We start from the raw sequence: 13498 nt of genomic DNA on the forward strand, positions 1-13498 counted from the left end.
CGCCTCGCCTATGCCTTCTTGCTTGGTGGATTGTCCAACGCTTTGACGGCGTTGAGCGCCACCGGCTGGTCCATGTGCTTGCGCAGCGTATCAAGCGCCTGCGCGGTGAGCGAAGCCCGCCCGCGCGGCCCGTTGAAGTATTCCTGGATCCACGGGTGATCGAGCTTCATCAGGTTGGGTACGGTATCGACCGCGATCACCTTCTTGTCGGCGATCACCGCCACCCGGTCGCATATCTCGTGAAGGGTATCGAGATCGTGGGTGATGAGGAAAACGGTCAGCCCCATCGTGTGCTGCAGTTCCAGCGTCAGCTGGTCGAACGCCGCCGCGCCGATCGGATCGAGGCCCGCAGTCGGCTCGTCGAGGAACAGGAGCTCGGGATCGAGCGCCAGCGCCCGGGCGAGGCCGGCGCGCTTCTTCATGCCGCCGGACAGTTCGCTCGGATACTTCGCCGCCGCTTCGGCCGGGAGGCCCGAGAGCATGATCTTGTAGCGCGCGATCTCGTGCATGAGGTCGGGTTCGATGTCGGGGTAGAACTGCTTGAGCGGCACCTCGACGTTCTCGCCCACCGTCAGGGTGGAGAACAGCGCGCCGCCCTGGAACAGGACGCCCCAGCGGTTGCGCACGCCGATCACGTCGTCGGGTTCGCCATCTGTGATCGAGCGGCCGAACACGTCGATGTGCCCCTCGTCGGGTATCTGCAGCCCGATAATCGAGCGCATCAGGACCGACTTGCCGGTGCCGGACCCCCCTACCACGCCGAGGATTTCACCCCGCTTGACCTTCAGCGACAGGTTCTCGTGGATCACCTGGTCGCCGAAGCTGTTCCTGAGCCCCTCGATGACGATCGGGTATTCGCCGCGAAACCGCTCGTACGGGCGGTTGACGTCGGGATCGCCGAGATCTTCCGCGCGGGCCGTGGCCGCGCCGTTCTCGGCCGCGACCGCGGCGGCATCGTCTTCGGCCGGCGGGGCCTGGGGTTCGGTCTCGTCGGCCATCATGCCCAGCCCACCTGCGTGAAGAATACCGCGAAGAACGCATCGAGCACGATCACCGTGAAGATCGCGACGACCACCGCCTTCGTTGTCCGCAGGCCCACTTCCTCCGAATTGCCGGAGACCTGCAGCCCCTGGTAGCACCCGGTCATTCCCACAATGAGGCCGAAGACCGGCGCCTTCACGAGGCCCACGTACAGGTCGTAGATCGGCACCACTTCCTTGATCCGGCTGAGGAAGCTGGTGAACGGGATGCCGAGCATGAGGTCGCCGATCACCGCACCGCCGATGATCGCCATGACCGATGCGTAGAAACCCAAGAGGATCATCATCAGCGTGACCGCGAGGACCCGCGGCAACACGAGCGCTTCCATCGGCGAAATGCCGATCGTGCGCATCGCATCGATCTCTTCGGTCAGCTTCATCGTGCCGAGTTGCGCGGCGAACGCACTGCCCGAACGGCCGGCGACCATGATCGCGGTCATCAGCACGCCCAGTTCGCGCAAGGTGATCCGCCCGACGAGGTTGACCGTCAGCGTCTCGGCGCCGAACTGCTGCAACTGCACCGCACCCTGCTGCGCGATGACGATGCCGATGAGGAAGCTCATCAGCCCTACGATCGCGAGTGCCTGGACCGCGACGAGTTCGACCTGGTGGACGAACGCCTTCGTCCGGAAACGGCGCGGATGGCGGATGATCGAAACCGCCGCCGAAATGAAGCCGCCGAGGAAGGAGACCCCGTTGACCGTGCCGCGGCGCATTCCGCCCACGCGTTCGCCGGCGGCGGAGAGGACGCGGACGTACGCTGGCGGGCGTTCGGGCGTCACCGTCCCGCCGCTTTCCGCGTTCTTCAGCGAATCCATCAGCCGCTGCGCGCGCTCGCTGGCACCGACGACCGCTCCGCCGGTATTGCGGGCGAGCCCGAGGACGATCCACGCGCCCAGCGTGTCGATCTCGTCGATGCCGCCGATGTCGATCTCGGACACCGGCTCGTCGATGGCGCGCAGGTCCTGGTCGACCGGGCCCAGCGTGGACACCAGATAGTTGCCCGACAGCACCAGCCGCCGGTTGCCGCCCTCGCCGCCGAATTCGAAGTCCGCCCCGTCGCTCATCTAGGCGCGCATATGCGGCGAAAACCGCGCCGCGACAAGCGGATGCTGATACGCGTGTTGCGCCTGCGAAACGGCGCTGGCATGGCACCGGCCGATATGGCCACCGAACTCGACAAGACATTCGACCCCGCCGCGATCGAAACGCGCTGGTACCGCCACTGGGAACAGGCCGGGCTGTTCCGCCCCGAGCGCGCGGACGCCACGCCCTTCACCATCGTCAATCCCCCGCCCAACGTCACCGGTTCGCTCCACATCGGCCACGCCCTCGACAACACGTTGCAGGACGTCGTGGTGCGATACGAGCGGATGCGGGGCAAGGATGCACTGTGGGTGGTCGGCACCGACCACGCCGGCATCGCGACGCAGATGGTCGTCGAACGGCAGATGGCCGAACGGCAGGACCGGCGCACGAACTACAGCCGCGAGGAATTCGTAGGCAAGGTGTGGGAGTGGAAGGAGGAAAGCGGCGGCACGATCACCGGCCAGCTCCGCCGCCTCGGCTGCTCGATGGACTGGTCGCGCGAGCAGTTCACCATGGACCCGCACTTCAGCGCGGCGGTGACCAAGGTCTTCGTCGACCTCTACAACCAGGGGCTGATCTACCGCGACAAGCGGCTGGTGAACTGGGATCCGGCATTGAAGACCGCGATCAGCGACCTCGAGGTCGAGACGCAGGACGTGAAGGGCGGCTTCTGGCACTTCCGCTATCCGCTGGCGGACGGTGCGACGACCGATGCCGGCGCCGATCACCTCGTCGTCGCGACGACCCGGCCCGAAACGATGCTGGCCGACATGGCCGTGGCCGTGCATCCGTCCGACGAACGCTATGCCGGCGTGGTGGGCAAGGAGATCGTCCAGCCGATCACCGGCCGCCGCTTCCGGGTGGTGGCCGACGAGCACGCCGATCCCGAACTCGGCAGCGGTGTCGTCAAGATCACCCCGGGGCACGACTTCAACGACTTCGAGGTCGGCAAGCGCGCCGGGATTGAGCCGGGCGACATGCTCAACATGCTCGATGCCGAGGCGAAGGTGGTCCAGACCGCCGACGGACTGGTGCCCGAAAGCTACCTCGGCATGGACCGCTTCGACGCGCGGGCGAAGGTCGTCGCGGAGATGAAAGACCTGGGCTTCCTCATCCCCCACGTCGACAAGGATGGCGAGGAACACGACGCCGAACCGCGCACGATTGCCACCCCCTTCGGCGACCGCGGCGGCGTAGTGATCGAACCTTGGCTGACCGACCAGTGGTACGTCGATGCCGAGAAGTTGGCGCAGGCCCCGATCCAGGCGGTGAAGGACGGCCGGATCGAGATCGTCCCCAAGACCTGGGAGAAGACCTTCTTCAACTGGATGGAGAACATCCAGCCGTGGTGCGTCAGCCGCCAGCTCTGGTGGGGGCACCGCATCCCGGCGTGGTATGCCGACGACGGGCAGGTCTATGTCGCGCCGACCGAGGCCGAGGCGCAGGCCCTCGCCGGCGAAGGCGTGGTGCTTACCCGCGACGAAGACGTGCTCGACACGTGGTTCTCCAGCGCGCTGTGGCCCTTCGCCACGCTCGGCTGGCCGGAGGAGACGGACCTCCTCGCCAAGCACTACCCCAACGACCTGCTGATCTCGGGCTTCGATATCCTGTTCTTCTGGGACGCGCGGATGGCGATGCAGGGGATGCATTTCCTCGGCGAAGTACCGTGGAAGCGGCTCTATCTCCACGGGCTCGTGCGCGCCGCCGACGGCGCGAAGATGTCGAAGTCCAAGGGCAACGTCGTCGACCCGCTGGGCCTGATCGACAAGTACGGGGCCGACGCGCTGCGCTTTTTCATGTGCGCCATGGAAAGCCAGGGCCGCGACGTGAAGATGGACGAGGCGCGGGTCGAGGGATACCGCAACTTCGCCACCAAGCTGTGGAACGCGACCCGCTTCTGCCAGGCCAACGGTATCGGGGCTTCGCAGACGCTGCACGCGCCGCAAGCCACCCATGCGGTCAACAAGTGGATCGTCGGCGAGGTGGTCGATACCCTTGGCGCAATCGACAAGGCGATGGCCGACCTGCGATTCGACGCGGCGGCGAACGCGATCTACCGCTTCGCGTGGGACACGTTCTGCGACTGGTACCTCGAACTGATCAAGGGACAGGTCGACGACGAGACGAAGGCCGTCGCCGGCTGGGTTCTCGATCAGATCCTCGTCATGCTCCACCCGTTCATGCCCTTCGTGACCGAAGAGCTGTGGAACGCGCAGGCACGATTCCAGGGGGGCGAGCGGCCCTACGAACTCATCGTCGCCAAATGGCCCGAACCTGGTGCGTCGGGCGATGCCGCCGCCAAGGCCGAGGTTGAGTGGCTCATTGGGCTCATTTCCGAGGTCCGTGCGACCAAAGCCGGTTTGGAAGCGAGCGCCAAGCGATTGACCGTAGGCGTTACGCTGATTGATGACCCTTACCGGCGGTGGCTTAAGAACAACCGCGCTGCATTTTTCCGCATGGTGCGCGCGGACGCGTTATGGATTTCAGATGCTCGCGATATGGGTTTCTGGGGTGATGCTAGCGACTTCACACAAGTAGCCGAGCGCGACCTTGCGGACATGGGACTGCTTGGAGAGGTCCAACTGACATTCGCGGGCATCGAGGGTCGACTTGATTTCCACGGTGCTGTGGACACCGCAGGAGCAAGGGAGCGATGGAAGAAGGCGCTGGCCCTGTCGGAGAAGGAAGCCGCGAGCCTCGCGGGCCGGCTTTCGAATGCGAACTTCGTCGAGCGCGCGAAGCCCGAGGCGGTCGAAAAGGCCCGCGCGGACCACGCCCATCACGCGGCGGAAGCCGAACGGCTGAAGGCGGCGCTGGCACGGCTGGGATAGGTGGCGCGCGAAGCGTTTTCCTACCCCGCCGTGTTGTGCCAAGGCACGGCGATGCCCGCCGCCCGCCCCTCGCACCGTTCGCAAGGCGACATGATCCTGCGACAAGGCGACGCCCTGCCCCTGCAAGGCGACGCCCCGGCCCGCCAAGGCGACACTTTCCCCTCTGGACACTGTGACAGGTGTGACACGCCCTCGGTGAGCGCATGAACCTGACCCTCGCCACCGACGACACCGGCGAACCGGAGATCTTCGCCTCGCTACAGGGCGAAGGGCTGTCGGCGGGGGTGCCGTGCACGTTCGTCCGCCTCAGCCGGTGCAACCTCGCTTGCGTCTGGTGCGACACTGCCTACACCTGGCACTTCGATGGCGACGCGCGCCCGCATCGCGGCGGCAAGACCTACGACCGCAAGGCGAACCAGGTCGCCCTGTCCCCGCTCGAGGCCGCCCGCACGATCGACCGCCTCCCGCCGCGCCGCCTCGTCGTGACCGGGGGTGAGCCGCTGCTGCAGGCCACGGCTCTGGCGGAGATGGCCGCTCTCCTCCCCGATCACGCGATCGAGGTGGAGACCAACGGCACGGTCGAGCCCCCCGCAAGGTTCGACGCCTTCGTCGGGCACTATACCGTCAGTCCGAAGCTCGCGCACAGCGGCAACGCGGCGGAACTCGCCCTGCCCCCTGCCCGTCTCGCGGCCTGGGCCGCAGACCCGCGCGCCTGGTTCAAGTTCGTCGTCGCCGCCCCGGCCGACGTGACGCAGGTTCTCGCGCTGCAGGCCGGCTTCGGCATCACGGCGGACCGCATCTTCCTGATGCCGGAAGGGACCGACACCCCCACCCTGCGTGCGCGCGAAGAATGGCTCGCCCCGCTCTGCGTCGAGCACGGCTTCCGCATGAGCGACCGGCTGCACATCCACCTCTACGGCGACACGCGCGGAACATGAGCGAGACCGAAGCCCCGCCTGCCCCGATCCCCGGCCCAGCCCCGGCCGTCGGCATGCCGCGCCGCAAGGGTACCCGCGACCTGACCAGTGGCCCCGTATTCAAGACGCTGGTTCTGTTCGCATTGCCGACACTGGGCTCGAACCTGCTCCAGTCACTGAATGGTACGGTCAATTCGATCTGGGTCGGCCGGCTGATCGGCGAGGCCGCGCTGGCCGCGACCGCGAACGCCAACATCGTCATGTTCCTCGTGTTCTCGACCGTCTTCGGCTTCGGCATGGCGGCGACGGTCAAGATGGGGCAGTTCTTCGGCGCGGGGCAGGAGGATGCCGCCCGGCGGACCTTCGGTAGCGCGCTCGGCCTGTGCCTGGCGATGGCGGTGCTGGTGGCGACGCTCGGCTGGATATTCGCGCCCGCGTTGCTCGGAGCGCTCGGTACGCCCGGCGCATCCTACGCACTGGCTCTCGATTACCTGCGGATCATCTTCGTCTCGATCCCCGGCGGCATCGTCACCGTGATGATCGCGATGGGGCTGCGCGGTGCGGGCGACAGCCGCACCCCGTTCCTGTTCATGATCCTGACCGTCGTCATCGACGTCGCGCTCAACCCCCTGCTGATCGCCGGGATCGGGCCGTTCCCCCGGCTCGGCATCGCGGGGTCGGCCACGGCGACCGCGATCGCGAACTACGTCTCGCTCGCCGCGCTCGTGACCTATGTCTATGCCCGCGACCTGCCCTTGCGGCTGCGCGGAAGCGAGATCGGCTATCTGGTGCCGCGGCGGCAGGAACTCGGCTACATCGTCGGCAAGGGGTTGCCGATGGGCGCGCAGATGCTGCTGGTGTCGTCGGCCGGCATCGTCTTCATCGGTCTCGTCAACCGCGAAGGGCTGCTGGCGGCGGCGGCATACGGCGCGGCGCTGCAGCTGTGGACCTACATCCAGATGCCCGCGATGGCGATCGGTGCTGCGAACAGCGCGATGGCCGCGCAGGCGATCGGTGCGCGTCTGCCCGGTCGGCTCGACCAGATCAGCCGCGCCGGCATCATCGCCAACCTTGCCATGACCGGCACGATCACCGCTCTGATGCTGCTGTTCGACAGGGCCGCGCTGGTGCTATTCCTGGGACCTGATAGCCCGGCGGTCCCGCTTGCCCGGCATATCCAGTTCCTCGCCAGCTGGAGCTTCATCCTGTTCGGCGTCACCATCGTCCTGTTCGGCACGATGCGGGCCGGCGGCGTCGTGTGGGTGCCACTGATCGTGCTCGCCGTCGCGATGTTCCCGGCGCGGCTCGGCTTCTACTACGGCTTTCGCGACATGCTCGGCCAGGACGCGCTGTGGCTCGCCTTTCCGTTCGGCTCGAGCGTGTCGATGCTGCTCGCGATCTGGTTTTACCGGCGCAAGGGGTGGCGCGAGAAAGGCCTCGCCATCAGCCCCGAGCGCGCGGCCGAAGAATGCCACACCGACGGCGACGCCGCCGGGCGCTTCAAGCCGGAGATGTAACCCCTTACTTGCCCTGGGAGCGCCAGCGCTGGACGATCCGGTGGACCCGGTCCTCCTCGCCGCCCGACTGGCGCCACAGCTCGACGAAGCTGGGATCGTCGGATGCCGGGCGCTTCTGCTCTTCCAGGTTGTCGAAGCTGACCCGGATCGGGATCGCCACGCCTTCGCCGCAGATGATGCACTCGCGGTTGCGAAGCGCCGGGATGCTGTCGAGGAAACCGCGCGCGCCCTCGGGCATGGCGGCCTTCACGAACGCCTGGTCGCGGTCGTTGTTGAGGCGCATCGAGATGATCGTGCCGCACTGGCTCAGCACGCCTTCCGCAAGGTCCGACGGACGCTGGGTGATGAGGCCGAGGCTGATGCCGTACTTGCGCCCTTCCTTTGCGATCCGGCTGAGGATGGTGCCCACGCTGGAGCCGTCGGCGTTCTTCTCGTTGGGGACGTAGCGGTGCGCTTCCTCGCAGACGAGCAGCACCGGGCGGGTCTTCTCCTCCCGTCCCCAGATGGCGAAGTCGAACACCAACCGGCTGAGCACCGCGACGACCGTGCTGGTGATGTCGCTCGGCACGCCCGACACGTCAATGATCGCGATGGGCTTGCCGCTCGAGGGCATGCGGAAGATCTTGGCGAGAAAATCCGCCATCGTGTCGCCCACGAGCATGCCGGAGAACATGAACTGGTAGCGCGGATCGCTCTTCAGTTCTTCCAGCTTGGTCTTGATCCGCTGGTACGGCGCGGTGTTGGTCGCCTTGTCCAGCTTACCCATCTCGTTCTGGATCTCGTTCGACAGGTCCGACAGGAGATAGGGAATCGGCGAGTCGACGGTGATCTTGCCCATCGTTTCGGCCAGCCGGTTCTTGGCGCGCGCGCGCAACAGGCACTTGGCGAGGATGTCGGCATCGATCTGGCGATCGTTGCCGTTGGTCGTGAGCAGCACCTCGCAGTGCTCTTCGAAATTCATCAGCCAGTACGGCATCTGCAGATTGCTGACGTCGAGGATCAGGCCCGTCGTCCGGAACGCGGCGGAATATTCGCCGTGCGGGTCGATCATCAGGATGTGCCCGTCGGGCGCCGCCTCGCAGATGCGGTGGAGGATCAGCGCGGCGCTGGTCGACTTGCCGGTACCGGTCGAGCCGAGCAGCGCGAAGTGCTTGCCGAGCATCGCGTCGATGTAGAGGCCGGCGCGAATATCCCGGGTGGGATAGACCGTTCCGATCTGGATGTTGCTGCGTCCGTCGCTGGCGTAGATCTGCCTGAGGTCCGCGGTGGTCGCGGGATAGATAAGGGCACCGGGCACCGGATAGCGCGTGACGCCGCGGCGGAAGCCGTGGATGCGCCCCGTCAGCTTCTCCTCGTTGCCTTCGCCTAGGAAGTCGATGTTGGCGAGCACGCCGCCGCCCGCGCGCCGGTCCTGCTTCTGGTTGCGGACGCTGGCGAGCAGCCAAGAATTGCCGACACGAATCTTGACCTGGCTGCCGACCTGTCCGGCGAGCGCGATCGACGGGTCCTCGTCCGCCATGCACTCGTTGAGACGTTCGAGATCGAGCGCGATCTGCGATCCCGAGCCGGCGATCTCGAGCACCACCCCGATGGGCTGCATCGCGTTGTCCGGGCCGGTATCGCCGCCCGCGGTCACGGCCTCCTGCGGCTGGAAGCTGTTGAAAGTCTGCCGGTCCATATCGCCCATGACGGGTGCGCCCCTCGATTAATCCCGGGGGGCGTGATGAAGCCGGTGCGGTTAAGATCGCGTCAACGCTATGGCAGGCGGAACCGCCGGCAGCGTCAGATCAGAGCGAACAGGCGACCCGCCATCCAGCCCATGCCGATCGACAGCCCGATCGCCATCAGCCCGTACCAGAACGCCTGGGCACGCGAGAACACCTCGACGAAGCGCTCGAACCCGACCTTGGCGACCTCGACCTCGGCCACCGCGGACGAAACCACACGCCCGTTGCTGACGGCGAAGGTTTCCGCGGTGTAGGTTCCCGTCGTGACGTTGGAGGGAAGCGCGATGCGCGCCTGGTAGAGCACCTGTTCACTGATGGAGACGCCGCGATCGTCCGACTTGTACAGGCCCTGCCGTTCCTTGAGGTCCACAAGCCCGGCAGTAAACCGCGCCTGCTCGGCCGGATCGATCTCCCCGGTGGGGGAAAGCTGGATGAAGTTCGTGCCGAACTCGTAGATCGCGGCGGTCTTGTCGTCGACGATCTCGGCGATCGGACGCGACGACGCGACCGCGAAGAACGACGGCGCGGAGCGGAAATCGGTACTTGCCGCGTTAATCCAGACGCCGCCGACCTTACTCTTCTCGCGAAGACGGATGGGTTCGGTCGGCCCCTTCAGCACGACGACCACATCGTATCCTCGCGCCGCCCGGGTGCCTTGCGGGTCGAGGATCGCGCCGAACAGGAGCAGTTCGGTACCGGTGAATCCCTGCCGCACGCGCACCTCGTGCTGGCTGACTTCGGGCACGAGAATGGGATCGCGCTGCGCGTCCGCCGCCGCTGGCAACATCGCGGCTAGCATCGCGATGAAGGCGAGCAGCACCCTCACAGCGGCGCGATCGTATAGATTTCGTCGGGTCTGACCCCCAGGCCCCACAGCATTCGCAAGGCGATCGCCAGGACGATCGCGGCGAGGATGAGGCGGAGCTGTTCGGGCTTCGCCTTCTGCGCCAGCTGGTCGCCGATTTGCGCACCCGAAACCGAGCCCAGCAACAACAGACCGGCGAGAACGATGTCGACCGCATGGGTCGTCAACGCATGCATCATCGTGGTGACCATCGTCACGAACAGGATATTGAACAGGCTCGTGCCGACGACCACCCCAGCGCTCATGCCGAGGATATAGAGCATAGCGGGAACGAGGATGAACCCGCCGCCCACGCCCATCAGCATCGTCAGGATGCCGACGCCGACACCAAGCAGCAAGGGTGCGAGCGGCGAGATGTAGAGGCCGGACCGGTAGAACCGCCAGCGCCCGGGCAAGGCGGCGACGAGCGGGTGGTGACGGCGCTTGGCCGCGCGCGGCTTGTCGCCGCTCCGGGACGCCCGGATGGAGGCCCATGCCTCGCGCGCCATCAGCGTGCCGATAGTGCCGAGCATCATCACGTAGAGGAAGTTGATGACCGTATCGATCTGGCCGATCGACTGGAAAAACCGGAAGAGGAGCGCGCCGATGCCGCTGCCCACGAAGCCTCCCGCGATGGTGACCCCGCCCAGCTTGTAGTCGACCCCGCCCCGGCGGTTGTGGGCGAGCACGCCCGACACGCTCGCCCCGGTCACCTGGGTCGAGGCGGATGCAGCAGCCACCGTCGGCGGGACGCCGTAGAAAATCAGCAGCGGCGTCGTCAGAAACCCGCCGCCGACCCCGAACAGGCCCGACAGGACCCCGGTCAGCGCGCCCAGCGCGATAATTACCAGCCCGTTCACCGAGAGGTTCGCGATGGGCAGGTAAACGTCCATGGCCAGCCCCTATGCCAGCCGCGCCCCGATAGGAAGCGGCGCGTCGTTAGAAGCCCGTCGCAACCGTCACCGCGACCCCGCCGCCCGGCCGTGCGTTTCCGGCAACCGGCACGCGGTAATCCACACTCACACGCGCCGGCACGCCGGCTTCCTGCAGGTCGAGCGTCAGGGATGGTCCCAAGTCGAGCCTGCCGGCAAAGCGCTGCGCCCCGCCCCATGCGCCCGCGCCGAGCCGGACTTGCGCGCCGCCGACATTTGCGACGGCCCGGTCGAGCCTGGCCTGCCCGTCGACGAAGCCGGTGGCGTAGCGTCCACCAACCCAACCCGCCTGACCGTACCCTTCGAGCCGGAACCCCGCGGGCAGGTCGATCGGGGCGAGTTCCGAAACCGCGATCAGCGCGGGTCGGATTTCCGTCTCGCCTCCGATACGGGTCGCGCGCGCTTCGGCTTGAAGCCGCACTGGTATCCGCGGGATGGGCCGCGCCGATATTCCTGCTGCGAGGTCGCTCTGCGCGAACAGCCCGGGTGCGTGCGTCGCCCGGACGTAGAGGCCTGGCGCCACGCCGCCCTTCGCTATGTCGAAGCGGACGACCGCCCCGCCCTGCGTGCCGCCATACACGGTCGGCGCAGGTCCGCCGGTCGCGACCCGCCCGATGCCGCTGCCCGGTCGCCACGCGAACCACGCGTCGGCATGAAACCGCCCCGGCTTTTTGAGCGACATCGAAACACCAGCCGGAACGAGCGGCGAACTCGCGGCGCGAGAAGCCGGATGATCGGCCATGCGGCGATCCGGCGATGGTTGCCCCAACCCATTGGACGGCAAAGCCGACAAACCGGTCGGCGGACCGAGAAAGACCGAGGGCGTGAAGCTTTCCGGCCTTTCGACCGTCGGACGGTGGGCGGGCCTCGTGAGCTTTTCCGCCCATCGAACCGACCCAACCTGTGATATCGGCTCGGCTGTGTGCGAAGCGATCCAAGCCGGGGCGGTCGAACCCGCGGGCGATCCGACCGGAACTGTATAGGTGTCACGCAAAGCCTCGGCGGGGAGAAACGGCGTTTCCCACACCATCGCCCTGACCCCGGCCCATCCCGCTAGCAGAAGCAGCAGCGCCGCCAGCGGCTCCCCACGCCGCCGTGCCCCGAGGCCTGCCGCCGGACCGTTCACGTCGCCTGCTCGCTCGCGGCGATGGCCGGATGGACCAAGTGGCGCGTCTTGTCCCACCGCGGCGCACGTCCGCTCAGGGTGGCGATATATCCGGTGAACGCGCGCCGCCCCGCCATGATCGCGATGATGTTGGCGACCGGTATTCGCAGGACCGACCGCAACCCTTCGGCCCAGCCGTATTCCCGCGCCGTGAAAGCGAAGCGCCAGGCCGCGCGCCAGACGAAGCTTGCGAGGTTGAAGACAAGCAGGGCCCAAATCCATGGCGACGGTTCGAGCGCGGCGCCCACCCCGATCCATTCGAGCGCCAGACCGATGGCGACAAGGGCGAGAAGCAAATAAGCGGACGCCAGTACGAGCGCGGTCAACGGGCCGCGCCGGTCGCGCAATCGCATCCAGGTATCGATCACGCTGTCGCTCCAGCCCAGCCGGTCCCACGACTGCAAGGCGATTCCGTGCACCCAGCGCGTCTTCTGCCGGACGGCCCAGTCGATCCGGTGCGGAAACACGGCGCGCGTCGCAACCAGCCGTCCGTCCGCGTGGCGCACGCGCACGAACCGGGTCCGTCCTCCCAGGTCGGCGATGCCGAGCCCGAGTTCGTAGTCTTCCGTCAGGCACTCGGCGGCGAAGGGACCGTCGCCATCGCGCCGGCGCGCCAGCCAGCCGAGCGCACGCCGCGATATCGCGCAACCGACCCCTGCGGTCGGCAACCCCGCACCGAGCGCATCGCGAACGACCATCGCCTTGCCGTGGGCTTCCGCGAATTCCTCGCAATAATGCGATGCGATCCAGCGCGACCGCGCGATGGGTTCGGGCAGCACCGGCAACTGGACGAGATCGGCGACGGCCAGTCCCTGATCGAGCAGTCCCAGCGCTGCGGGATCGACCATGTCCTCGGCGTCGTGCATCACGATCATCCGGAGCGCCCGACCGGAGCGGCGCTCGTCCTGCTCGATCGCGCGGTACAGCCGGTTGAGACAATCCGCCTTCGTGGTGGGTCCGTCGCGATCGTGTATGACGAGACGCACGCGGGGATCGCCGTCTGCCGCGACCGCGACGGCTTCGATCGAGGCAGGATCGTTGCGGTAGCATCCGACATAGACCGCCAGATCGGCGTGCGGCCAGGCGCCGAGCATATGGCGCACCGTCGCGCCGATCACGCCCGCTTCCCGCCACGCCGGCACGATCACTGCTGCCGGTCCGGACAGGGGCGCATCAGCATCGTGCCCGTGCGAAAGCCGCCCGGTTCGCGCGCGGCCCGTTAGCCGGAGCCAAATCCACGCAAAATCGATTGCGAGTTCGTCTATCGCCCCGACCAAAAAGAAGATACCGGCGAACAGCAACAGTTCGTGCTGCACCAGCACGAGCCATTCGGCAGGTGAAAATCCCCCGTTCGGCAAGTTGGCGACCCCCGTATTGCCCCTTAGGTGTCGACTAACGAGGGAAGTAGCGGCTGGCAACGCAAACTATCGATTGAG

Annotated in this window: 10 protein-coding genes; 3 read left to right on the plus strand and 7 right to left on the minus strand. The window is 66.9% G+C overall.

All coding sequences use genetic code 11. The features are described from left to right. Positions 1-8: 8 nt before the first annotated feature. Entirely contained in the window at positions 9-998 is a 990-nt protein-coding gene (locus D4766_RS03950; RefSeq protein WP_120716278.1) for an ABC transporter ATP-binding protein, read from the minus strand. Beyond that, positions 998-2107 (minus strand): MlaE family ABC transporter permease, encoded by a 1110-nt coding sequence (locus D4766_RS03955; RefSeq protein WP_120716279.1) that lies wholly within the window; start codon positions 2105-2107, stop codon positions 998-1000. The genes D4766_RS03950 and D4766_RS03955 overlap by 1 nt, the downstream gene beginning before the upstream one ends. Positions 2108-2188: 81 nt before the next feature. On the opposite strand from D4766_RS03955, the gene D4766_RS03960 reads away from it, so the two are divergent. The 3 genes from D4766_RS03960 (at position 2189) to D4766_RS03970 (ending at position 7394) form a co-directional block, all read left to right on the plus strand. After that, positions 2189-4960, plus strand: coding sequence for a valine--tRNA ligase (locus D4766_RS03960; RefSeq protein ID WP_234024882.1), 2772 nt, complete (start codon positions 2189-2191; stop codon positions 4958-4960). Between the two features lie 203 nt (positions 4961-5163). Then, positions 5164-5898: a 7-carboxy-7-deazaguanine synthase QueE gene (locus tag D4766_RS03965; protein ID WP_120716280.1), complete on the plus strand. Its 735-nt coding sequence runs from the start codon at positions 5164-5166 to the stop codon at positions 5896-5898. 53 nt (positions 5899-5951) lie between these two features. Continuing rightward, entirely contained in the window at positions 5952-7394 is a 1443-nt protein-coding gene (locus D4766_RS03970; RefSeq protein WP_120718043.1) for an MATE family efflux transporter, read from the plus strand. Positions 7395-7398: 4 nt separating this feature from the next. On the opposite strand, the gene D4766_RS03975 is transcribed toward D4766_RS03970, so the two are convergent. From D4766_RS03975 to D4766_RS03995, 5 genes are all read right to left on the minus strand, one after another. After that, positions 7399-9081: an ATP-binding protein gene (locus D4766_RS03975; protein ID WP_120716281.1), complete on the minus strand. Its 1683-nt coding sequence runs from the start codon at positions 9079-9081 to the stop codon at positions 7399-7401. Positions 9082-9176: 95 nt separating this feature from the next. Further along, a complete protein-coding gene (locus tag D4766_RS03980; protein ID WP_120718044.1) occupies positions 9177-9920 on the minus strand; it encodes a TIGR02186 family protein in 744 nt (247 codons plus the stop codon). A 23-nt stretch (positions 9921-9943) separates the two neighbouring features. Next, positions 9944-10858, minus strand: a complete 915-nt coding sequence (locus D4766_RS03985; RefSeq protein ID WP_120716282.1) for a sulfite exporter TauE/SafE family protein — start codon at positions 10856-10858, stop codon at positions 9944-9946. A gap of 46 nt (positions 10859-10904) precedes the next feature. Further along, a complete protein-coding gene (locus D4766_RS03990; RefSeq protein WP_120716283.1) occupies positions 10905-11579 on the minus strand; it encodes a hypothetical protein in 675 nt (224 codons plus the stop codon). Positions 11580-12019: 440 nt separating this feature from the next. Then, positions 12020-13420, minus strand: a complete 1401-nt coding sequence (locus D4766_RS03995; RefSeq protein ID WP_120716284.1) for a glycosyl transferase family protein — start codon at positions 13418-13420, stop codon at positions 12020-12022. Positions 13421-13498 lie beyond the last annotated feature (78 nt).

Source organism: Tsuneonella amylolytica (genome assembly GCF_003626915.1).
In the GTDB taxonomy this organism is placed as follows: Bacteria; Pseudomonadota; Alphaproteobacteria; order Sphingomonadales; family Sphingomonadaceae; genus Tsuneonella; species Tsuneonella amylolytica.

Coding starts and splice junctions, on each gene's coding strand:
- D4766_RS03950 (WP_120716278.1), bottom strand. CDS start 998: ATGGCCGACGAGACCGAACCCCAGGCCCCGCCGGCCGAAGACGATGCC.
- D4766_RS03955 (WP_120716279.1), bottom strand. CDS start 2,107: ATGAGCGACGGGGCGGACTTCGAATTCGGCGGCGAGGGCGGCAACCGG.
- D4766_RS03960 (WP_234024882.1), top strand. CDS start 2,189: ATGGCACCGGCCGATATGGCCACCGAACTCGACAAGACATTCGACCCC.
- D4766_RS03965 (WP_120716280.1), top strand. CDS start 5,164: ATGAACCTGACCCTCGCCACCGACGACACCGGCGAACCGGAGATCTTC.
- D4766_RS03970 (WP_120718043.1), top strand. CDS start 5,952: ATGCCGCGCCGCAAGGGTACCCGCGACCTGACCAGTGGCCCCGTATTC.
- D4766_RS03975 (WP_120716281.1), bottom strand. CDS start 9,081: ATGGGCGATATGGACCGGCAGACTTTCAACAGCTTCCAGCCGCAGGAG.
- D4766_RS03980 (WP_120718044.1), bottom strand. CDS start 9,920: ATGCTAGCCGCGATGTTGCCAGCGGCGGCGGACGCGCAGCGCGATCCC.
- D4766_RS03985 (WP_120716282.1), bottom strand. CDS start 10,858: ATGGACGTTTACCTGCCCATCGCGAACCTCTCGGTGAACGGGCTGGTA.
- D4766_RS03990 (WP_120716283.1), bottom strand. CDS start 11,579: ATGTCGCTCAAAAAGCCGGGGCGGTTTCATGCCGACGCGTGGTTCGCG.